Origin of the sequence: Ruegeria sp. HKCCA4008 (assembly GCF_013033125.1) — a bacterium.
Taxonomy (GTDB): Bacteria; Pseudomonadota; Alphaproteobacteria; order Rhodobacterales; family Rhodobacteraceae; genus Ruegeria.
In genome coordinates this window covers 1-21,927 of the sequence record NZ_WQDM01000002.1, presented here as the reverse complement: position 1 = coordinate 21,927, position 21,927 = coordinate 1, and the positions used below count along the sequence as shown (strand labels likewise).

The window sequence follows — 21,927 nt, the reverse complement described above, 5'->3', positions numbered from 1 at the left end:
AAAATGCCAAAACGATTTCGCCTGACCCGCCGTTTCCCGGTCGCCATGACCGAGGACGGCTATCGAAAGCTCAGGGCTTTTGCCCGTGAGGCAGGATTAGATGAAGGTGAAGCGCTGTCTTTTCTGTTCGAAAATTTCAACAGCGTCATTGATGAGGACAACCTTACCCACCGATTGCGTCTTTTCAATTCCGAGCTGGAGGCGCGCAAGCGCTAGGCACCAAAACCGCCGAGCTAGGGTGAAAGACGCACAAAACGCCACGGGAGGGGCGATTGCATGACCATTAAACTGCACTGCTTCGGAGAAAGCGGCAATTCCTACAAGGCCGCTCTGGCGCTGGAAATGTCTGGCCTCGATTGGGAACCGGTCTTTGTCGATTTCTTCAACGGCGTCACCCGCAGCCCCGAATTCCGTTCGGAAATCAACGTGATGGGCGAAGCGCCCTTCATGGTCGATGGCGATTTCCAAACCTCCCAATCCGGTGCCATTCAAGCCTATGTGACTGAAAAATCCGGCAAGTTCGGCGGCAAGAGCCGGGAAGAGAATTATGACATCCTGCGCTGGGTGCTGTGGGACAATCACAAGCTCAGCTCGATGGCGGGCCTGACCCGGTTCCTGATCAACTTTCTGCCCGAACAGCACCGCAACCCGGATGTGATCGCCTTCAACCAGGGCCGCCTGAAGGCTGCCTATCAGGTGCTGAACGCGCATCTGGAAGACCGCGACTGGATCGTCGGCGACGGCGTGACCAACGCCGATCTCAGCTGCTGCGGCTATCTGTATTACCCCGAACCATTCGGCTTTGACCGTGCCGACTGGCCCAACATCGACGCCTGGCTGACTCGCCTGTCCGAACAGCCCGGCTGGAAACACCCCTATGACCTGATGCCCGGCAACCCGTCGGATCGAGCTTGAGGAGAAGACCCATGACCGAAGCTTATATTTATGACGCCCTGCGCACCCCGCGCGGCAAGGGCCGCAAGGATGGCAGCCTGCACGAGGTGACCTCGGTACGCCTGTCCGCCCTGACCCTGAACGCGATGAAGGAACGCAACAACCTGGAAGGCCACGCCGTCGAGGACGTGATCTGGGGCAACGTCACGCAGGTGATGGAGCAAGGCGGCTGTCTGGCGCGCTCGGCTGTTCTGGCCTCGGATCTGGACCAGTCGATCCCCGGCCTGGCGATCAACCGCTTCTGCGCGAGCGGGATGGAAGCCGTGAACCTGGCCGCAAACCAGGTCAAGGGCGGAGCTGGCGACGCCTACATCGCCGGTGGCGTCGAGATGATGGGCCGTGTTCCCATGGGCAGCGACGGGGCGGCGATTGCCGTTGACCCCTCTCTGGCGATGGAGACCTACTTTGTGCCGCAGGGCATCTCGGCCGACATCATTGCCACGGAATACGGGTTCAGCCGCGATGACGCGGACGCTCTGGCGGTTGAGTCGCAAAAGCGCGCGGCGGAAGCCTGGGCGGAAAACCGGTTCGAAAAGTCGATCATCACGGTCAAAGACCAGAACGGCCTGCCCATTCTGGACCGCGACGAGTACATGCGGCCGGGCACCGACATGCAAAGCCTTGGCGCGTTGAACCCGTCCTTCCAGATGATGGGCGAGCAGATGCCCGGTTTCGACAAGGTGGCGATGCTGAAATACCCACATCTTGAGCGTATCAATCACATCCACCATGCGGGCAACAGCTCGGGCATCGTGGATGGGGCTGCGGCCGTGCTGATCGGCAACAAGGAATTTGGTGAAAAATACGGCCTGAAACCCCGCGCACGCATCAAGGCCACCGCCAAAATCGGCACCGACCCGACCATCATGCTGACCGGCCCGGTTCCTGTGACCGAGAAGATCCTGGCCGATAACGGCATGAAGATCAGCGATCTGGACCTGTTCGAGGTCAACGAAGCCTTTGCCTCGGTCGTGCTGCGGTTCCAGCAGGCCTTTGATGTGGATCCGGCGCTGGTCAACGTCAACGGCGGCTCGATCGCGATGGGTCACCCGCTGGGCGCAACCGGTGCGATCATCATCGGCACCTTGCTGGATGAACTGGAGCGTCAGGACAAGGAAACCGGTCTGGCCACGCTCTGCATTGCGTCCGGCATGGGTGCGGCAACGATTATCGAGCGGGTCTGATGCCCAAGCTGGATCTCTCTCAGATCCCGTTCAAGGGGGGCTCGTCCTATCCGGGCAAGCTGGCCGAGGCGACCGCTGGTCGTTTTGTGCAGCGCGTCGGGGATGCGGGCGGGCTGACCCAGTACGGGGTCAACATCGTGCGGCTGGAGCCTCGGGGCCTCTCGTCGCTGCGCCACTACCATATGGAGCAGGACGAGTTTGCCATCATGCTGAGCGGCAAATGCGTGCTGATCGATGACGATGGTGAGCATGAGATGCTGCCCGGTGACTGCGCCGCTTGGCCCGCTGGTGAGGCCAATGGCCACCACCTTGTGAACAAGACCGATGCGCCCGCGACCTTTCTGGTGGTGGGCACACGGACCCCGACCGAGACCGGCTATTACAGCGACATAGACATGATGGTGAAGGATGATGAAAACGGATTCTCTTTCACCCGGAAAGACGGCAGCCCGCTGACGGCTGACCAGATTGGAGATGACAATGACTGATTTCACTCTGACCAAAGACGCGGATGGCGTCGCCTTTGTGACCTGGGACGCCCAGGGAAAATCCATGAACGTGCTGACCCGCGAGGCTTTTCAAGAAGTCAGCCAACTGATTGATCAGGCCCTGAGCGACGACGAGATCAAAGGTATTGTCATTACCTCGGGCAAGGAAGGCTCGTTTGCCGGCGGAATGGACCTGAACACATTGGCCACCATCCGTCAGGAAGCCGGGGACGAACCTGCGCAGGCGTTGTTTGATTTCGTCATGGGCGGACATCACATCCTGCGCAAGCTGGAATTGGCGGGCATGGACCCCAAGACCAAGAAAGGTGGCAAGCCCATCGCCTGCGCGATCAACGGAACCTGCGCCGGGATCGGGACCGAGATTGCACTGGCCTGCCATCACCGCGTCATGACAAGCAATCCAAAGTCCAAGATCGGGCTGCCCGAAATCCTGCTGGGCATCTTCCCCGGCGGTGGCGGCACCATCCGTTACAGCCGCATGGTGGGCGCCATGGCGGCGGCCCCGGTGTTGCTTGAGGGCAAGATGATGGATCCGGCCAAGGCCAAGGGCGCGCAGTTGATCGACGCAGTTGCCGACGATCCGGTTGCCGCGGCCAAGGAATGGGTTCTGAATGCCAAGGACGCCGACCTGGTGAAACCCTGGGACGCGAAGGGCTACAAGATGCCCGGTGGTGCGCCCTACCACCCTGCCGGTTTCATGACCTTCGTGGGCGCGAGCGCCATGGTTCATGGGAAAACGCAAGGCGCCTTCCCCGCGGCCAAAGCCCTTCTGAGCGCGATCTATGAAGGCGCGCTGGTCGACTTTGACACTGCGTTGAAAATTGAAGCCCGCTGGTTCACCAACATTCTGATGAACCCGTCCTCGTCGGCGATGATCCGGTCACTGTTCCTCAACAAGGAAGCGCTTGAAAAAGGCGCGGTCCGTCCGAAAGGTGTGCCCGATCAGCGTGTCAAGAAGATCGGCGTTCTGGGCGCTGGCATGATGGGGGCCGGTATCGCGTTGGTTTCGGCCCAAGCTGGCATGGAAGTCGTTCTGGTCGACCGCGATCAAGAGGCGGCCGACAAAGGCAAAGCTTATACCGAAACCTATCTGGACAAGGGTATCAAGCGCGGCAAGGTCACGGCTGAAAAGAAAGAGGCCATGCTGGACCGCATCACGGCGACACCGGATCTGGACCATCTGAAAGGGTGTGACCTGATCATCGAAGCCGTGTTTGAAGACATGGGCGTAAAAGCCGAGATGACCAAAAAGGTCGAGGCGATCATCCCCGAGGACTGCATCTTTGCCTCGAACACCTCGACCCTGCCGATCACCGACCTGGCCAAGGCAAGCGTGCGTCCGGACCAATTCATCGGCATCCACTTCTTCTCACCGGTCGAGAAGATGCTGCTGGTTGAGATCATCAAGGGCAAGGAAACCGGTGATCGCGCGGTGGCCAAGGCGCTCGACTACGTGCGCCAGATCCGCAAGACGCCGATCGTGGTCAACGATGCGCGCTTCTTCTACGCCAATCGCTGCATCATTCCGTACATCAACGAAGGCGCACGGATGATCACCGAAGGCGTGAGCCCCGTGCTGATCGACAACGCCGCACGTCAGTTGGGCTTTCCGGTTGGTCCGATCCAGCTGACCGATGAAACCTCGATTGATCTGGGGGCCAAGATCGCCCGTGCGACCAAGGCCGCCATGGGCAATGCCTATCCGGAAAGCCCCTCGGACAATCTGATCTTCTGGATGGAAGAACAGGGCCGTCTGGGCCGCAAGGCAAACGCCGGCTTCTTCGACTATGACGAAAAAGGCAAGCGCGTCGAATACTGGAAGGGTCTTCAGGATAAGTATCCGCTTGCCAAAGACCAGCCCGACCTGATCGAGGTACAGGAGCGCCTGATGTTCGCTCAGGTTCTGGAAGCGGTTCGGGCGCTGGAAGAAGGTGTGCTGGAAGACATTCGTGAAGGCGACGTGGGCGCCATTCTGGGCTGGGGCTTTGCGCCGTGGTCCGGTGGTCCGCTCAGCTGGCTCGACATCATCGGCACGCCCTACGCAGCCGAAAGATGTGATCAGCTGGCCGAGAAATATGGCGAACGCTTTGCCTGCCCGCCGCTGCTGCGTGAGATGGCAGAAAAGGGTCAAACCTTCTACGGGCGTTTCAACCCAGAAGCAAAAGCTGCCTGAATCAGTGACGCAGGCGCGTGAAATCACGCGCCTGCATCGTTTTTGTCAGTGTTTGGTTAGATCTGCCATTCGGGCCGCAGAAACAGCACCGGCGCGTTTGGACGCCCCGGTCGACCCGGCCGCCTGACCCCAGAGGGCGGACGGATCGGAAATATCGGTTCCTGCGGAATGGGTGCAGGCAGGGCACCCAATGGGTTGGCAAGGGCTGACATATCTCCCCTGCTTGCAATCAGGTTGACCAGCTTTGTGCCGGTCTCTTCATCGGCGACATCGTAACCAGCCCCGCTGACCCTGCCGCGCATGTTGAACAGGCCGGAAGGGCAGTAAGCTTGCAGGCCGCCCTCGACAAAAATCACCTGATCTTCGTCGAAAAACAGGGAACGGACCTCAAACGACGATCCCGGTGCCTGCGACATAAACCGACCCACGCCATTCAGCAGTCTTGCGGATACGACGGAACATCCGCTGACATCGGCATCAATCTGCGACAGGTTCAGAGCAATGCCCTGTTCGGGCATCAGCCAAACGGGGCGCCCGTTATACGCGGCGCGTGCCGGTACGAAAACCGGCAAATACTCGGAACGGCGCTCTTCGGCAGGAATGACCACGACGCTGGTCGAGATGCGGCGCACCTCTTTGAACCCGTGATCCAGAGTTCGGACCAGATCGCCGACTGCAATGCGCTCAACCGGTTTCCACCCGCTGGTCGTCGCAACCTTCGTGCCGTTCAAAAAACCACCACGGCGCGCGTTCACCGCGTGGTTCAAACCGGATGGATCAGTATCGGACGACTGATCAAGATAAACAGAAATACTCGTAACTTCAGACACGTGCCTAACCCCCTTTGGCACAAACTCACTATGCAATACAGCTAACATCAAAAACCGGAACTGTCTTATTTCGGACATATTTATGCCCAATTTGGACCGTCTCAGCGCGTTCCCATGGCGATTTTGTGAACACTCACAAGGCACAAACAGGCTTTTGTGCAATTTTCGAAACGGTCAGCATGCATGGAACTTACGAATCCATCTGCACCTGATCCGTTGAAATGAACCCGCTTGTTGAGGTTGCAGCCGCAAAATCCGTTGGCAGTGCGCTGTTGTACGTGTCAGGCAAGTTCCTGCTGGGTGGATGACCGCCTGGCCCGCCAGCCCAGCAAAACCCCTGCCGCCGCGATCAGGACAATCCCGGACACTTGCATCAAATCGAGGGTCTGACCCAGTGCGACGAATGCAAAGAGCGGCCCGAAGATCATCACCGAATACTCGAACACGGCCACGTAAGAGGTTTCGCCTACCTGATAGGCTTTGATGAGCATGAAGACCGCAATGGTCGACCCGACGGCCTGAACAACAATCCATGGCAGCGCGGGCCCCACTTCCCAGGCCCAACCCCGTGTAACAAAGCCATCCGGCCCGTCCAGCGTGGCAACGGGCGCAACCGTGAACAAGGTGGCGCCCACGGCCCCTGACAGCCCAAGGGTAATAACCATGGCTGCCAGCATCGCAACCGTGCTTTCACGCGCGCAATATGTCCGCGTCATGATCGAACTCAAGGCATAGAAAAAACCTGCGGCAATTGGAAAAACCGAACGCATGTCAAATTCGACTGGGTTGGGTTGCAAAACCAGAAGGGTGCCCGAAAAACCGACCAGCACAGCCAGAATGCGCCAGGGCCCGATCTTTTGCCCAAGCGCAAAGGACGAAATCAGCAGCACGAAAATCGGCGAGGTGAACAACCCTGCCAGGGCTTGCGCAATCGGCATCATCGACAGCGACGCAAAATAGAAAAACATGGCCGTCGTAATCAGAAGACTGCGCAAGGTGACCGCCCCCCACCGTTGCGGCCTCAGCCTGCCCAGCCCCATAAGGGACAGGCCGACAATCAGCGGCAGCATCAGCAATGCCCGCATGAAATGGAATTGCCACAGCCCGACCGTCTCGGCCAGCAGGATCACAACATTGTCGATCACGCCGATAATAGCCATTGCTGCGACCATAAGGGCTGAAGCCAGCACCGGAGAGGTGGTCGTATCTGCCTGCATGTCCGTGCCCTTGTTGCGATCAAAGATCGGCGATCTTTTTCTTGAAGGGTATCCAGCACAAATCGGAATACCTGCGCAACAGGTTTGCGCACGGCGTTTTCACCATGCTAAGCTGCGGCAAAACAAATTCGAGCAGACCCCAACCAGATGACGGCCCTGAAACAGTACCAGCGGATCGAAGCCACCGGTCTGTGGCGCCCTTCGCCCGATGAACAGCGGCGCGAAGTCGTGGTATCGATTGGCAAGGCGACCCTGACCATTTCCGATTTCAATGACAGGGCTTTGACGCATTGGTCTTTGGCGGCGCTTGAACGGCAGAACCCCGGTGCCTTTCCGGCTGTTTTTTGCCCCGACGGCGATCCGGATGAGACACTGGAACTGGGAGAATCCGAAACCACGATGCTTGAAGCGATCGATCGGCTGCAACGGGCCATCGAACGCTCGCGCCCCCATCCCGGCCGTTTGCGCTGGATGAGCGTCGGAGGCGTTGTGGCCGCGGTTCTGGCCGTATTGTTGTTTTGGCTGCCCGGTGCGTTGCAAAACCATGTTGTCTCGGTCGTGCCCGAAATCAAACGGCAGGAAATCGGAGACACGATCCTGCGTCGGATCGAGCGCGTCTCGGGACCGGCCTGTTCTTCCGTGGATGCGCAGGCTTCACTGGATCGCTTGGCCAGTCGTACGGGCGTACGGCAGATCGTTATTCTGCCCGCCGGCGTTCAGGACAGCCTCAGCTTGCCGGGTGGCACCGTTCTGTTGAACCGGGCGCTGGTTGAAGACCACGAAGACCCTGCTGTCGCAGCAGGCTATGTTGTTGCAGAGCGCGCGCGGACGGCGCTCAACGACCCGCTGGATGATCTGCTGGACAGAACCGGGGCGGCCTCGGCCTTCCGGCTGTTGACAACCGGGGAACTGACACCTGAGATCATCGACACCTATACCGAACAGGTCCTCTCGCAGCCCCGACCTTCCCTTCCGGACGAAGACTTGCTGGCGATGTTCTCGCAAAGCGCCCTGCCTTCCACCCCTTACGCCTATGCTCAGGACATTACCGGAGAGTCAGTATTGGGCCTGATCGAGGCCGATCCCATGGCCGGTCGGACACTGGAACAGGTGTTGCCGGACCGTGATTGGGTCCGGCTGCAAAACATATGCGGTGAATAAGCCGGTTTACTTGGTTCCAAACATCCGGTCGCCCGCGTCGCCCAGACCCGGCATGATATAGCCTTTCGAGTTCAACTCGCGGTCCAGTGCGGCGGTGACGATGTGCACATCCGGGTGCGCCTCTTTCATACGCGCCACACCTTCCGGCGCGGCCAACAGGCACAGAAAGCGGATATCCGTCGCCCCCGCCTCTTTCAGAAGGTCAATCGCCGCGGCCGAGCTGTTGCCGGTGGCCAGCATCGGATCCACCGCGATAACCAAACGGTCTTTCAGGCTCTCGGGTGCCTTGAAGTAATACTGCACGGGTTTCAGCGTTTCTTCGTCGCGATACAGACCGACAAAGCCGACGCGCGCAGAAGGAACAAGCTCCAGCACCCCGTCCAGCATCCCGTTTCCGGCACGCAGGATCGACACCAGCGCCATTTTCTTGCCCGCCAGAATGGGTGCATCCATTTCTTCCATCGGTGTTTCGATATGGCGCGTGGTCAACGGAATTTCGCGTGTGACCTCATAGGCCAGCAGCAGCGTTATTTCGCGCAGCAACTGACGGAACACGGCGGTCGAGGTGCCCTTGTCCCGCATGAGCGTCAGTTTGTGTTGCACCAGAGGGTGATCGACGATGGTCAGATGTTCGCTCATGTTTTCTCCAGTCTTTTCTTGACCCGCGCGCGGGTAGCGTCATCGCAAAAGGCCGCTTCCAGGGCGGTTTCGTTCAGGGCCGCAAAATCTTCGGCATCCCAGCCGAAAGCTGCGTTCAGCATTTCATATTCCCGCCGCATGGTCGTGTGAAAAAATGGCGGGTCATCCGTTGAGACGGTGACTTTCACGCCCGCATCACGCAAGGCCGCGATTGGATGTGTCGCAAAATCCGGGAAAAGCCCCAGAACGACATTCGATCCCGGACAGACCTCAAGAGTGATGTCCCGGTCGACCAGTTCGCGAACAAGGTCCGGATCCTCAATGGCGCGAACACCGTGCCCGATGCGCTCGACCCCCAGATCACGGACGGCATCGCGCACGCTTTGAGGGCCTCCGAACTCACCGGCATGTGTCGTCAGCCGCAACCCGGCCTCGCGCGCGCAATCGAACGCCCATTTGAAATCGCCCTGCGTGCCAACGGATTCGTTTCCACCCATGCCAAAACCGATGATCCAGTCGCCTGCGGTCTCTGCCGCGCAATAGGCGCTGCGCTTGGCTTGATCGGGGCCGAAATGGCGCACACAGGTAATGACGCCGCGCAGGGTGATGTCAAACTTGCGCTCGGCCTCGTCCGCCGCGTCCTGAATGGCGTTCAGATAGTCCCGCCAGGCGTGCAGGTCGCCGCCGCCACAAAAATCGGGGCTCAGAAAAGTCTCAGAATAGACGACACCGTTTTCGGCGCTTTCTTCGAGAATGGCCAATGTCAGCCGCCGGAAGTCTTCGGGTGTCTTCAGGACTTCGCAAGCCGCTTCATACACATTCAGGAAATGCGCGAAATCGCGGAAATCATAGGATCCGTCCGGCTTGAAGATACCGCTCAGGTCCACCCGTTTTTCATGCGCAAGCTGACGTATGAAGGCCGGGGGGGCCGCGCCTTCGTGATGCAGGTGCAGTTCTATTTTCGGCAGATCGGCGACGCTCATAGAAAGTTCCTTCCCGGCCCTTGCGCCGGAATGTTCAGGTGATGGGCGATGCTGGCGGTAATATCGGCAAAGTCTACCTGGCCGATCTGCCCCGTGCCCGACCCGGAAATCAGAACCGGCACTTGTTCACGTGTGTGATCTGTCCCGGTCCAGCTTGGATCATTGCCATGATCGGCGGTCAACACCAACAGGTCGCCGGGGCGCAGCCTGGCCAGAATCTTGCCGATCTCGTGATCGAACCATTCCAACGCTCGGGCATAGCCGCTGATATCGCGGCGGTGGCCGTAAAGACTGTCGAATTCAACAAAGTTGGCGAATGTCAGGCTGCCCTCTTCGGCGTCATCCACCAGATCTGAAAGGTGCCGCATGAGTTCAGCGTCCGACCCTTTACGCAGCGTGTCGATACCCTGCATGGAAAAGATGTCGCCGATCTTGCCCACCGCGTGCACCTTCCGCCCGGCATCCTGCACCCAATTGGTCAGAACCGGTGCCGGCGGCAGAATGGCGAAATCCTTGCGGTTGGTTGTCCGTTCGAATCCCGCCTCTGGCGAGCCGACAAAGGGGCGCGCAATGACACGGCCCACTTTCATCTCGTGCAAGCGCGGTGCAAGGGCGTGGCACATACCCAGCAAACGGTCCAGTCCGAAACTCTCCTCATGGGCTGCGATCTGAAACACACTGTCGGCTGAGGTGTAGCAGATCGGCCAGCCGGTTCGCATATGCTCGGCACCCAGTTCAGCGATGATCGCCGTGCCCGAGGCGTGGCAATCGCCAAGGATGCCTTCGGTTCCGGCGGCCTGGGCCGCTGCGCGGCTCAGGTCCGCAGGGAAAGCCGGAACCGTATCCGGGAAATAGTGCCAATCCCACGGCACCGGCAGACCTGCCAGTTCCCAGTGGCCCGAGGGCGTGTCTTTGCCGGGCGAATGCTCGCGCGCGCAGCCCCACAGCCCATTGGGTTCGGCGTTCAATCCGGGGGTTGCGTCCCCAGACGCCAGTCGCGCAGCCGCACCCAAACCCAGCGCGTCGAGGTTCGGCAGGTTCAAGGGGCCCGAGCGCCCGTCTTCGGCCTGCCCTTCGGCACAGGCCTGCGCGATATGGGCCAGCGTATTTGCCCCACTATCCGGGACGTCGCCATTGAAAAAACGATCGGCATCAGGCGCACCGCCTATTCCAACGGAGTCCATGACGATTAGAAATGCACGGCTCATACGCTGATCCTTTCATGGATCAGATCCGGAAGCGTCGGAGCCGTATCGCTGATCTCAATCGCGCTCAACACGGTTTCCGAGGCTCGGCGCGCGGCATCTTCCCGAGCAGCATGGATCACTGCAATCGGCGCGCCTTTTGAAACGCGATCCCCAAGCCGGAGAATACTGGATATCCCGACGGCGGGGTCGATCTCATCACTTTCGACTTGACGGCCACCGCCCAGCGCAACCACGACAAGACCCAGAGCTTCGCCGTCAACGGCCGAGATGAAGCCGTCCTGCGGGGCTGGAACCTCTTGAATGACATTTGCCTCAGGCAGGAACCGGGCCCAGGTATCGACAAACTGAACCGGGCCACCAACCGCTGCCATCATGCGCCCGAACCGTTCGGCAGCACGACCGTCACGGATGATTTCAAAGATCTTCTCGCGCCCTTCCGCAATCGTTCCGCACATTCCTGCGTCAGTCAGCAGGACACCCCCCAACTCGGCGGAAATGTCTGCCAAAGGAGACGCATTCGACCCCGTCAGCACTTTCATCACTTCCGCGATTTCCAAGGCATTGCCCAACGCCGGGGCCAATGGTTGGTTCATATCCGTGATCACCGCCGACGTGCGGCATCCTGCTGCGTTTGCGGTCTGGGTCAATGCGGTGGCCAATTTGCGGGCATCTTCCATCGTTTTCATGAAAGCACCGCTGCCGGTTTTGACATCCAGAACCAGCGCGTCCGGGCTGGCGGCCAGCTTTTTGGACAGGATCGACGCTGTGATCAGATCCAAGCTCTCGACCGTCGCGGTCACATCCCGCACCGCGTAAAGGCGCTTGTCTGCCGGCGCGATCTGGCCGGTCGCCCCGACGATGGCCGCGCCGGTATCGCTTAAAATCTGCGCAAGACGGTCCTGCCCAATCTGAGTGCTGACCCCCGGTATCGCCTCAAGCTTGTCCAGCGTTCCGCCGGTATGCCCAAGACCCCGGCCCGAGATCATTGGGACATACGCCCCACATTCCGCCAACGCCGGAGCAAGAACCAGGCTGACGCTGTCCCCGACCCCTCCGGTCGAGTGCTTGTCGATCACCGGCCCGTCCACGTCCCAGGTCAGAACGTCACCGCTGTCGCGCATCGCAATCGTCAGATCCGCGCGCCCCCGAGGGTCCAGTCCGCCCATGCAGACAGCCATGGCGAATGCCCCGGCCTGCGCGTCGCTGACGCTTCCATCCGCAAGCCCCTGCGCAAACCAGATCAGCTCCTCGCGCCCGGGCACCTCCTGCCTGCGCAGTTTTGCTATGATCGAGCGGGCATCCATGCGTTCAGACATCCTCCATATGTGACGCGTCGAATGCGCCCGGCAACAAATCCCCGATGGTTGTCTCGAATTCAGCGCCGTCCACGGTTGCTAGGGTAACCTTCACGTCGCGCTTGCCAAATTCGGCCAGTTTCTGGCGACACCCACCGCAAGGCGGCACAGGCTGAGGGCTGGAGGCGACCACATAGACCTCGGTCAGTTCCTGCTCTCCTGCGGCGACCATCGCGGCGATTGCGCCGGCCTCGGCACAAGTGCCTTCGGGATAGGCCACGTTTTCAACGTTGCACCCGGAAAAGATCTGACCCGTCGAAGCCCGAAGCGCTGCGCCAACCTTGAAATTCGAATAAGGCGCATAGGCGTTTTCGCGGACTGACAAGGCAGCGTCTTTGAGCGACATGGCGATTCCCCGTTTTTTGATCATCTGGTCAGAAATTTGGATCGTTACGTAAAAAGGCCTAGGAATTGAAGCCCCCAGCCAATGTTTTTCAGTCAGCCCAGTGTTGTCGTGAACGTACCGGGCAAGGTGACTTCCAGCAACTCGATGTTGTCCGCGGGCGAGGACAAACGCGTGCGCATCCCGGGCGGGATGACAAAGGCGTCTCCTTGCTCCAGCCGGTAAGGCTCGCGCCCCTCGCCTTCCAGTGTAACCGCCCCGTCCATCACGAAGGTAAAGTGAATGTCCGTATCGTGACTGGCCCATTCGGTATCGCCCTGCCCTTTGCGGACGACCTGGACGCCGGCGACCCCTTTGGTGTTCTCGGCAATTGTCGTATCGCGGCAGATGTAACCTGGAAGACGGAATGGCACCCATTCAGCATCCTTGGCCTGGTTGTAGACAAAGCGTTGCCCTTGCCATTCACGGTCCGGGCGAAAATGCGGCGTGGGAAGCTGCATGTCATGGTCGATTTCCGTGACATGCTCCGCTGGCACACCTATCTCGATAACCTGAACATTGTCTGACGCCTCGAGCACGCGGTGACGAATTTCCGGCGGCTGGATAAAGCAATCCCCTGCGGTCAGGCGCATTTTTTCTCCCTGATCCTCGTAGACGACATCCACCCAGCCATGAATGCAGAATATCAGCTGGAAACCGACTTTGTGAAAATGCACCATATCGGGCACCGGGCCCCCGTCCGGGATGCGGATATGGCTGGCGATGATCGATCCGCCCAGACGATCCGGCACCAGATCGCGATAGTGCATCCCCGCCCGGCCGATGATCCAGGGCGCCTGATCCTTGAGCCTGCGCACCACGAAGGAATGAACTGTTTCAGGCATCACCAGCGGCGGGTTACGCTCTTCGATTTCGATCCGGGTCCCATTCGGCGCGACAAGAACGCGTTGGCCATCTGCAAAGCTTTCCGGGTCATCTGTCAGGATGCGCAATGTTCCCGGACCTTCGGGCGCGTCTTTTTCAATCCGCAGCCGCAGACCGTGCCCTGAAAACACTGCGACGCGCGGATCGTCCGCGGGATAGATCATGTCCATCTGCATCCCCAACACCTTGGTATAAAAGGGGATGTCGTTTCGAATTTCCTGGGTAGGCAAACGAAATTCAGCTTGGGTCCGGGAAGGCTCGGATGTCTTTGTCATGAGATGTCTCGTCAGAATTCGATTTTGACCATCCGATCAGAACAGAGGCCAAAATGCCAATCGAAAAGAACATCTCGAGCGTTTCTTCCATCACGAAAAGCCGCGTCTTCATAACTGACGACAAAGCTTCGCCGTGCAGCCCGGTGAATTCTTCAAAAAGCTGAGCGATGACGGCAAGACAGCCGGCCGCAATGAACACGATCATAAAAGGCGCGCGCCGCTTGACAGCACGCCATCCAGTCGGGATCCCATGCCAGATGACACCCCCCAGAACAACGCAGGCCAGCAAGACCCTGACCAGAGTGATGTCCAGCACCGAATCCAGACCGTCAAGGATCATGAACGGCAAGCTGCCTTCAGGATAAACGCCTGCTTCCAGCTCACGCTCGGCCAACAACAGGAATGTCAGCCCGATATACAGCCGGGTGACACCCGGATATCGCCACAAAGCGGCCACACCCGCTGCAAACAAACACACCGCGGAAATTGTTTCAAACAACCCGCCTTCCTGATTGAAAACCAGTGCCTGTTCTGGCCAGATGCCAACAGCACCGAGAAGCACAACACCTGACAGCACCGCCAACCAAAGGGTTAGCCGCACAACTCCGGTATCCGCCACAGAACCGGAGAACAGGCCATCGACCTGATCATTTGCCTTGAAAGTCATTACTGCTTCGTCTTGCCTGAGTGTTTGTTCGTTTTGCAAAGTTGCCTAGATGTAAAAAAAATATGTCAAAATTCAACCCATTTCGGGTGTGCAACTGCGCCACGTCGGCAAAATTACGCAACGTAGCCAAGCTTGGACGAATAGTTTAATGTTAAATCAAATTCTAAGAGGGAACTGAAACTTCAATGTCTGACACCCCCAGCCTGCGACAGGCCGCGCTTGACTATCACGCCCATCCGAAACCCGGAAAACTTGAGATCAAGGCCACGAAACCGATGGCCAACGGTCGCGATCTGGCGCGCGCCTATTCGCCCGGCGTGGCCGAGGCCAGCCTTGAAATCAAAGCCGACGCCGCAAACGCGGAAAAGTACACGGCACGCGGCAACCTTGTCGCCGTGGTATCCAACGGCACCGCGGTTCTTGGTCTGGGCAATATAGGGGCGCTGGCCTCGAAACCGGTGATGGAGGGCAAAGCCGTCCTGTTCAAGAAATTCGCTGGCATTGACTGTTTTGATATCGAAGTAGACCAGCCTGATCCTGAAAAGCTGGCGGATATCGTCTGCGCGCTGGAACCGACATTCGGGGCCATCAACCTGGAAGACATCAAGGCACCGGATTGTTTCATTGTCGAAAAGCTGTGCCGCGAGCGTATGAACATTCCCGTTTTTCACGACGATCAGCACGGAACCGCAATTGTCGTCGGGGCTGCGGCCAAGAACGCTTTGCATGTGGCGGGGAAATCCTTTGCGGACATCAAAGTCGTATCAACTGGCGGCGGGGCTGCTGGGATTGCCTGCCTGAACATGCTGGTGAAACTGGGTGTGAAACAGGAAAACATCTGGCTGTGCGATATTCACGGGCTCGTCTACGAGGGGCGCGCCGAGGATATGAACCCGCACAAGTCGCAGTTTGCGCAGAAAACGGAATTGCGGACTCTGGATGATGTAATCGGCGATGCGGATCTGTTTCTGGGCCTTAGTGGCCCGAATGTCCTAAAGCCTGAAATGGTTCAGAAAATGGCCGATCGTCCGATCATCTTCGCACTGGCCAACCCAACGCCAGAAATTCTGCCTCAGGCCGCGCGTGAGGTTGCACCGGACGCGATCATCGCCACCGGGCGCAGCGATTTTCCCAATCAGGTCAACAACGTATTGTGCTTTCCGTTTATCTTCCGGGGTGCTCTGGATGTGGGCGCGACCGAGATCAATGACGCAATGCAGATCGCCTGCGTTGACGGCATTGCGGAAATGGCCCGCGCGACGACAAGCGCCGAGGCCGCAGCCGCCTACAAGGGCGAGCAACTGACCTTTGGGCCGGATTACCTGATTCCGAAACCTTTTGATCCGCGTTTGGTGGGTGTCGTCTCATCTTCCGTTGCCAAGGCAGCCATGGAAAGCGGCGTCGCAAAGCGCCCCATTAGGGATCTTGAGGCCTATAAGGAAAAACTCAACCAGTCTGTTTTCAAGTCAGCGCTTTTGATGCGCCCCGTATTCGAGGCCGCGGCCGTCGCATCCCGTCGCATCGTATTTGCCGAAGGCGAAGATGAAAGGGTGCTGCGGGCCGCACAGGCCATTCTTGAGGAAACGACGGAAACACCGATCCTGATCGGACGCCCCGAAGTCATCGAATCCCGATGCGAAAAACTGGGCCTGACCATTCGCCCGGGCACAGACTGCCAGATCGTGAACCCGGAAAACGATCCGCGTTATTACGATTACTGGAGCTCGTATCATCAGATCATGCAGCGCCGAGGTGTGACCCCCGATCTGGCCAAGGCGATCATGCGTACAAATACAACCGCCATCGGCGCGATCATGGTGCATCGGGGCGAGGCCGACAGTCTGATCTGCGGCACGTTCGGCGAATATCGCTGGCATCTGAACTATGTTGAACAGGTGCTTGACGATGGCAACCTGCGCCCGCACGGCGCGTTGTCGCTGATGATTTTGGAAGACGGCCCCCTGTTCATCGCCGATACGCATGTCCGGCAATTGCCGACGCCCGAAGAACTGGCGGAATCCACCATTGGCGCCGCGCGGCATGTTCGCCGATTTGGGATCGAACCCAAGATCGCATTCTGTTCGCAATCACAATTCGGCAATCAGGCGGAAGGATCGGGAAAACGCCTGCGCGCTGCATTGGACATCCTGGACCAGAAACCGCGCGACTTTGTCTATGAAGGCGAAATGAACCTGGATGCGGCCCTTGATGCGGATCTTCGGGCACGGATTTTTCCGGGTTCTCGCCTGCATGGCGCGGCAAATGTGCTGATCTTTGCTCATGCGGATGCGGCCAGCGGCGTGCGCAATATCCTGAAAATGAAAGCGGACGGGATCGAAGTTGGCCCCATTCTGATGGGAATGGGCAACAAGGCGCACATCGTCACCCCGTCCATCACCGCACGCGGATTGCTGAACATGGCTGCCATCGCGGGGACCCCGGTGGCGCATTACGGGTAAGCCGGCCGCCCGACGCCCAAAACCGCATCCCCTACGGGGGTGCGGTTAACACAATTCTCACCTTTTGACTGCTATATGCCGTTGCATCTCCGTGGGAGCCGTGGGGCACGCGGAAGAAGGGCGAATTGGCTTTGCGCCGAGTCGCCTCGGACGTGATCTTTTGCATGGTTGAATTTGCAAGTTTGCAAAATGGCCTATTTGGCGCAGAAAATCCAATGCTGGAAAAGAAGTTTGCAAAAATTTGCAAGCTGTTGCGCGAATTACTGCAAATATTTTGCGATAAACTGACGCGTCGTCATTTGACGCGCTTGCCCGATAGTTTTCTGGGTCCTAACACAAAGACCAAGTCGTTGTGAGGAGGACGAGATGGCGTATCAGGACGTTTATGACAGTTGGAAGAAAGACCCCGAGGCGTTCTGGATGAACGCCGGCAAGGGGATCGATTGGGTCAAAGAACCCAGCAAAGCTCTGTTCGACGACAACGCACCTTTGTATGAATGGTTCAGCGACGCACGAGTCAATACCTGCTGGAACGCCGTGGACCGCCACGTGGAAAACGGGCGCGGCGAGCAGACCGCCATCATCTATGACAGCCCGATCACCCATACCAAGCGCGAGATTTCATATGTCGAGCTGCGCAACCGCGTGGCCAATCTTGCCGGCGCGCTGCGGGCAAAAGGTATTGAGAAAGGTGACCGCGTCATCATCTACATGCCGATGATTCCCGAGGCGCTTGAGGCGATGCTGGCCTGCGCACGTCTGGGCGCTGTGCATTCCGTTGTGTTCGGCGGATTTGCCAGCAACGAACTGGCAGTCCGTATCGACGACGCCAAACCCAAAGCCGTCATTGCGGCGTCCTGTGGTATGGAACCTGGCCGGGTCGTGCACTACAAGCCGCTTCTGGACGGCGCCATCGAACTTGCCGAGCACAAGCCGGATTTCTGCGTCATCTTTCAGCGCGAACAGGAAGTTGCGCAACTGATCGAAGGGCGCGACTACAACTGGCACGGGTTCCAGTACGGTGTCGAACCGGCGGAATGTGTTCCCGTCGACGGCAACGATCCGGCGTACATCCTGTACACTTCGGGCACCACGGGGGCGCCCAAGGGCGTCGTGCGCCCCACTGCCGGGCATCTGGTGGCACTGAACTGGACCATGAAGAACATCTATGACGTTGATCCCGGTGATGTATTCTGGGCGGCATCTGATGTGGGTTGGGTCGTTGGACATTCCTATATCTGCTATGCACCCCTGATCCACGGCAACACGACGATTGTGTTCGAAGGCAAACCGGTCGGCACCCCTGATGCGGGAACCTTCTGGCGCGTAATCTCTGAACATAAGGTGAAAAGCTTCTTCACCGCCCCTACGGCGATCCGTGCCGTGAAACGAGAAGACCCCAAAGGCGAATTGATCGCCAAGTATGATCTGTCTCATCTGCGGGCACTGTATCTTGCGGGGGAACGGGCTGACCCCGACACCATCATCTGGGCGCAGGATGCGCTGAAGGTTCCGGTGATCGACCATTGGTGGCAGACCGAAACCGGATGGGCCATCGCCGGAAATCCGCTGGGCATCGAAGAGCTTCCGATCAAGCTGGGTTCGCCCGCGAAACCGATGCCCGGCTATGACGTGCAAATTCTCGACGAAGGCGGCCACCCGATGAAAGCCGGCGAACTGGGGGCCATCGCGGTCAAACTGCCTTTGCCTCCGGGCACCCTGCCGACCTTGTGGAACGCCGAGGAACGGTTCAGGAAATCCTATCTTGAACATTTCCCCGGCTATTATGAAACCGGCGATGCCGGCATGATCGACGAGGACGGATATCTTTACATCATGGCCCGCACCGATGATGTCATCAACGTCGCGGGTCACCGTCTGTCGACCGGGGGGATGGAGGAAGTGCTTGCCGCTCACCCGGACGTGGCCGAATGTGCGGTGATCGGTGTATCGGATCCGCTAAAGGGTCAGATGCCCGTTGGGTTCCTGTGCCTGAATGCCGGCGCTGATCGGGATCATGGCGACGTGGTTCAGGAGGTCGTCAAGATGGTGCGGGAAAAGATCGGCCCGGTGGCGGCCTTCAAACTGGCCGTCGTCGTCGACAGGTTGCCCAAGACACGTTCGGGTAAAATCCTGCGGGGTACGATGGTGTCGATTGCAGACGGTCAGGATTACAAAATGCCTGCAACGATCGATGATCCAGCCATTCTTGACGAGATCAAAGAGGCCTTGCAGACAATCGGTTACGCCAAGTAACCCGGGGGGCGGCATTAGCCGCCCATTTTTTTGTCCTCTCTTGCAACCGGAAGCAGCCCCTCTACTGTCACGTTAAGACAGTGAGGACCCATGACACAGACCGATATCTGGCGTCTCAGCGCCACAGACCTGACCACCCTGACAAGACGCGGCGACCTGAGTGCGACCGAGGCGGTTCGGGCCTCGATCGAGCGAATGGATGAGGTCAACCCGCATTTGAATGCGGTGGTGGAAGACCTGCGCGAGCAAGCGTTGGAACGTGCCGAAGCGCTGGACAATGCGCGGGCTGGCGGCAAACCCACGGGTCCGCTGCACGGTGTGCCGGTCACGATCAAGGTGAACGTTGACCAAAAAGGCCATGCCACAACCAACGGTGTCGTCGCATTGAAGGATGTGATTGCACCGGATGACGCCCCGGTTGTGAGCAATCTGTTAAAGGCAGGGGCTGTTGTTGTCGGGCGAACCAACACGCCCGAGTTCTCATTCCGCGCCGACACGGACAATCCGCTGTATGGCCGCACGCACAACCCCTGGGGGCGGCATATCTCGCCCGGCGGCTCTTCCGGTGGGGCTGGCGCCGCGGTCATGGCCGGAATCGGCGCGCTGGCCCACGGCAACGATATCGGCGGCAGCCTGCGCTTTCCCGCAGCGGCCAACGGAGCCGTGACGGTGAAACCCGGGCTGGGGCGTGTCCCGGCATGGAACCCAAGCCAGAAGGTCGAACGCGGTTTGCTGGCGCAGTCGATGTCAGTTCAGGGCCTGATAACCCGGTCGGCTGCTGACCTGCATCTGTCCATGCCCAGCCTGATCGCCGCCGACGCGCGTGACCCGTTTCACGTGCCGATGCCCTGGCGTGGTCCTGATCCCGACGCGCCCGTCAAGGTGGCCTTCACCAAGAACACATTCGGCTATGCCCTGCACCCCGAGGTGGAAAAAGCGCTCGACACGGCGCGGGACGCACTGACCGATGCGGGTTATGTGGTGCAAGAGATTGACCCTCCCGATGTATTTGAATGCGGTCGGATCGGTTACCGTACGCTGATGGGCGAAGTGCTCACGCTCATGCAGTCAGATATCGAAGCGGCCGGTTCGAAAACCATTCAGAATATCTTTGCGGTCTATTTCCAGGAATTCCCGCCAATTGTCGAAACCGAGATGGTTCAGATGCTGGCCAAACGAAGCCACTATGCGCGGGAATGGTCCCTGTTTATGCAGGATTACCCTTTGGTGCTGTCGCCTTTCCTGCCACAACCGTTCTTCAAACCCGACCGGGACACCGAAGGCGCCGACGGAGTGCATGAGGTTCTGGGGTGCGCCGTATATTCCTATGCGATGAACTTTCTGGGCCTGCCTGCGGCATGTGTCCCGGCCCGGCTGGCTGAATTGTCAAAGGGCCCCCAGCCGATCAATGTTCAGATTGCGGCACAGCGCTGGCGCGAAGATCTGGCGGTGGATGCGGCCGCGGCAATCGAGGCACGCGTGGGGCAAATGTGCCTGCCGCTTTGGGAAAAGTCAGAGTTGCTGGGCGGCAGCAAAAAATAGACCCCGGGACATTGTACCCGGGGCCCGACTGCTAAAATAAGCCCGGATTTCTGATGACGAGCGTAGCACCACCCACCCTCGCCAGCGCAAAATCTGCGCAATCATTCGAATACGCCGTTCAGGTGGCCACTCACTCCCACCTTGGCGTGTTCTCCGGGCAGTTTCACATTAGCCAATTGCCCAAAGATTCCCTGTGAACTGCTTCACACAGTTTCAAAAAATCCTCGCAAAGACGCAATTTTATGTGAATTGCTCGGAAATCAGTCGTTCTTCCAAACCGTGCCCGGGGTCGAAAAGAATGCGATGTGAAATCGTAGGCTCGGACCGGATTTCGACCCAGTCAATGTCTGGGAAAGCTACGGAATCAGCGGCAACGATAACGGGTCGCTTGTCCGCATCCAGCACATCGAACCGTACCTTGGCGATTTTTGGCAGCAAGGCACCACGCCATCGGCGGGGGCGGAATGCGGCGATCGGGGTCAACGCGAGAACGTCCGAGCCAATCGGCAGAATAGGCCCGTGTGCCGAGTAGTTATACGCCGTGGACCCCGCCGCTGTGGACAGCAGCGCTCCATCGCATACAAGTTCGTCCATTCGCTCGCGGCCATCAACGCTGATCTTCAGCCGCGCGGCCTGCGGGCCTGCCCGCAACAATGACACTTCGTTGATCGCCAACGCCTCGTGCAGCTTTCCGGACTGATCCATCGCCCGCATCGCCAGCGGATTGATGACCTCTTCCTCGGCATCCTCCAGGCGGGCCATAAGGTCGTCTTCGTGATACGCGTTCATCAGGAACCCGATCGTGCCACGGTTCATCCCGTATACCGGTGTATCAAGATGCTGCATGTTGTGCAGGGTATGCAACATGAAGCCATCCCCCCCAAGAGCAACCACAACATCCGCGTCGCGGGGCGCCGCATTACCGTGTTTGGACACCAGAATATCCCGGGCCGTTTGCGCCACTTTGACCTCACTGGCAAGAAAGGCGATTCTTTTTTTCATGTTTTCCGGTTTCCGGTGCTGCACATTTGGTTCCGAAACAAACATACCTTTCCCCGATAGGCCAGTCTTGACGCCGCAGCGGGCCAAATCGTCGCTTTAAGCCTTTTGCGAATGTGGCGTTTCCGATAGGAAATCCGCAAGATTTTTACCCAGCCATGTGGAGCGCCCATGAACGCCAATCTTCGTGATACCGGATTTTTCACCCAGTCCCTTGCTGATCGTGATCCCGAGCTTTTTGGCTCGATC

20 protein-coding genes are annotated in these 21,927 nt (G+C 58.8%); 10 read left to right on the top strand and 10 right to left on the bottom strand.

Features of this window, described 5'->3' with window-relative positions; genetic code table 11:
• Positions 1 to 3 precede the first annotated feature (3 nt).
• From GOW60_RS04400 to GOW60_RS04380, 5 genes are read left to right on the top strand one after another with little or no spacing between them, the layout of a single operon-like run.
• Positions 4 to 216: a hypothetical protein gene (locus tag GOW60_RS04400; RefSeq protein WP_152457422.1), complete on the top strand. Its 213-nt coding sequence runs from the start codon at positions 4 to 6 to the stop codon at positions 214 to 216.
• Between the two features lie 60 nt (positions 217 to 276).
• Positions 277 to 915, top strand: coding sequence for a glutathione S-transferase family protein (locus tag GOW60_RS04395; RefSeq protein WP_171228381.1), 639 nt, complete (start codon positions 277 to 279; stop codon positions 913 to 915).
• A gap of 11 nt (positions 916 to 926) precedes the next feature.
• Positions 927 to 2,138 carry an acetyl-CoA C-acetyltransferase gene (locus tag GOW60_RS04390; RefSeq protein WP_152457420.1) on the top strand — a complete coding sequence of 404 codons (1,212 nt, stop codon included), beginning with the start codon at positions 927 to 929 and terminating at the stop codon, positions 2,136 to 2,138.
• Positions 2,138 to 2,626, top strand: a complete 489-nt coding sequence (locus tag GOW60_RS04385; RefSeq protein ID WP_170347235.1) for a cupin domain-containing protein — start codon at positions 2,138 to 2,140, stop codon at positions 2,624 to 2,626. Before GOW60_RS04390 ends, GOW60_RS04385 begins: the two co-directional genes overlap by 1 nt.
• Entirely contained in the window at positions 2,619 to 4,820 is a 2,202-nt protein-coding gene (locus tag GOW60_RS04380; protein ID WP_171228380.1) for a 3-hydroxyacyl-CoA dehydrogenase NAD-binding domain-containing protein, read from the top strand. The genes GOW60_RS04385 and GOW60_RS04380 overlap by 8 nt, the downstream gene beginning before the upstream one ends.
• A 56-nt stretch (positions 4,821 to 4,876) precedes the next feature.
• Here the strand turns inward: GOW60_RS04380 and GOW60_RS04375 are convergent, their stop codons facing one another.
• Both GOW60_RS04375 and GOW60_RS04370 read right to left on the bottom strand, forming a co-directional pair.
• On the bottom strand, positions 4,877 to 5,650 hold the full coding sequence (locus GOW60_RS04375; RefSeq protein WP_367396931.1) for a Hint domain-containing protein: 774 nt from the start codon (positions 5,648 to 5,650) through the stop codon (positions 4,877 to 4,879).
• A gap of 281 nt (positions 5,651 to 5,931) precedes the next feature.
• Positions 5,932 to 6,867 carry a DMT family transporter gene (locus GOW60_RS04370; protein ID WP_171228379.1) on the bottom strand — a complete coding sequence of 312 codons (936 nt, stop codon included), beginning with the start codon at positions 6,865 to 6,867 and terminating at the stop codon, positions 5,932 to 5,934.
• Positions 6,868 to 7,014: 147 nt separating this feature from the next.
• On the opposite strand from GOW60_RS04370, the gene GOW60_RS04365 reads away from it, so the two are divergent.
• Complete coding sequence (locus GOW60_RS04365) at positions 7,015 to 8,028, top strand: hypothetical protein (protein ID WP_152457416.1); 1,014 nt, start codon at positions 7,015 to 7,017, stop codon at positions 8,026 to 8,028.
• A 6-nt stretch (positions 8,029 to 8,034) separates the two neighbouring features.
• Here the strand turns inward: GOW60_RS04365 and upp are convergent, their stop codons facing one another.
• From upp to GOW60_RS04330, 7 genes are all read right to left on the bottom strand, one after another.
• Positions 8,035 to 8,667 carry a uracil phosphoribosyltransferase gene (upp, locus tag GOW60_RS04360; RefSeq protein ID WP_152457415.1) on the bottom strand — a complete coding sequence of 211 codons (633 nt, stop codon included), beginning with the start codon at positions 8,665 to 8,667 and terminating at the stop codon, positions 8,035 to 8,037.
• Positions 8,664 to 9,650, bottom strand: a complete 987-nt coding sequence (locus GOW60_RS04355; RefSeq protein WP_171228378.1) for an adenosine deaminase — start codon at positions 9,648 to 9,650, stop codon at positions 8,664 to 8,666. Before GOW60_RS04355 ends, upp begins: the two co-directional genes overlap by 4 nt.
• Positions 9,647 to 10,858 carry a phosphopentomutase gene (locus tag GOW60_RS04350; protein WP_171228377.1) on the bottom strand — a complete coding sequence of 404 codons (1,212 nt, stop codon included), beginning with the start codon at positions 10,856 to 10,858 and terminating at the stop codon, positions 9,647 to 9,649. The genes GOW60_RS04355 and GOW60_RS04350 overlap by 4 nt, the downstream gene beginning before the upstream one ends.
• Positions 10,855 to 12,162 carry a thymidine phosphorylase gene (locus GOW60_RS04345; RefSeq protein WP_171228871.1) on the bottom strand — a complete coding sequence of 436 codons (1,308 nt, stop codon included), beginning with the start codon at positions 12,160 to 12,162 and terminating at the stop codon, positions 10,855 to 10,857. Before GOW60_RS04345 ends, GOW60_RS04350 begins: the two co-directional genes overlap by 4 nt.
• 4 nt (positions 12,163 to 12,166) lie before the next feature.
• Complete coding sequence (locus GOW60_RS04340; RefSeq protein ID WP_171206635.1) at positions 12,167 to 12,583, bottom strand: cytidine deaminase; 417 nt, start codon at positions 12,581 to 12,583, stop codon at positions 12,167 to 12,169.
• A 68-nt stretch (positions 12,584 to 12,651) separates the two neighbouring features.
• Positions 12,652 to 13,755: a cupin domain-containing protein gene (locus GOW60_RS04335; protein ID WP_171228376.1), complete on the bottom strand. Its 1,104-nt coding sequence runs from the start codon at positions 13,753 to 13,755 to the stop codon at positions 12,652 to 12,654.
• Positions 13,718 to 14,422 carry a hypothetical protein gene (locus tag GOW60_RS04330; protein ID WP_171228375.1) on the bottom strand — a complete coding sequence of 235 codons (705 nt, stop codon included), beginning with the start codon at positions 14,420 to 14,422 and terminating at the stop codon, positions 13,718 to 13,720. Before GOW60_RS04330 ends, GOW60_RS04335 begins: the two co-directional genes overlap by 38 nt.
• Positions 14,423 to 14,607: 185 nt before the next feature.
• Here GOW60_RS04330 and GOW60_RS04325 point away from each other — a divergent pair, with 185 nt between their 5' ends.
• The 4 genes from GOW60_RS04325 to GOW60_RS04310 all read left to right on the top strand — a co-directional run bounded on the left by GOW60_RS04325 (position 14,608) and on the right by GOW60_RS04310 (position 20,679).
• Entirely contained in the window at positions 14,608 to 16,881 is a 2,274-nt protein-coding gene (locus GOW60_RS04325; protein WP_171228374.1) for an NADP-dependent malic enzyme, read from the top strand.
• A 164-nt stretch (positions 16,882 to 17,045) separates the two neighbouring features.
• On the top strand, positions 17,046 to 17,237 hold the full coding sequence (locus GOW60_RS04320) for a hypothetical protein (protein WP_171228373.1): 192 nt from the start codon (positions 17,046 to 17,048) through the stop codon (positions 17,235 to 17,237).
• Positions 17,238 to 17,247: 10 nt separating this feature from the next.
• The gene (prpE, locus tag GOW60_RS04315) at positions 17,248 to 19,137 is read left to right on the top strand and encodes a propionate-CoA ligase PrpE (RefSeq protein ID WP_171228372.1); all 1,890 of its coding nucleotides are present in this window, start codon (positions 17,248 to 17,250) and stop codon (positions 19,135 to 19,137) included.
• Positions 19,138 to 19,227: 90 nt separating this feature from the next.
• Positions 19,228 to 20,679, top strand: a complete 1,452-nt coding sequence (locus tag GOW60_RS04310) for an amidase family protein (RefSeq protein ID WP_171228371.1) — start codon at positions 19,228 to 19,230, stop codon at positions 20,677 to 20,679.
• 240 nt (positions 20,680 to 20,919) lie between these two features.
• On the opposite strand, the gene GOW60_RS04305 is transcribed toward GOW60_RS04310, so the two are convergent.
• Positions 20,920 to 21,681, bottom strand: a complete 762-nt coding sequence (locus GOW60_RS04305; protein WP_254443845.1) for an NAD kinase — start codon at positions 21,679 to 21,681, stop codon at positions 20,920 to 20,922.
• Positions 21,682 to 21,927 lie beyond the last annotated feature (246 nt).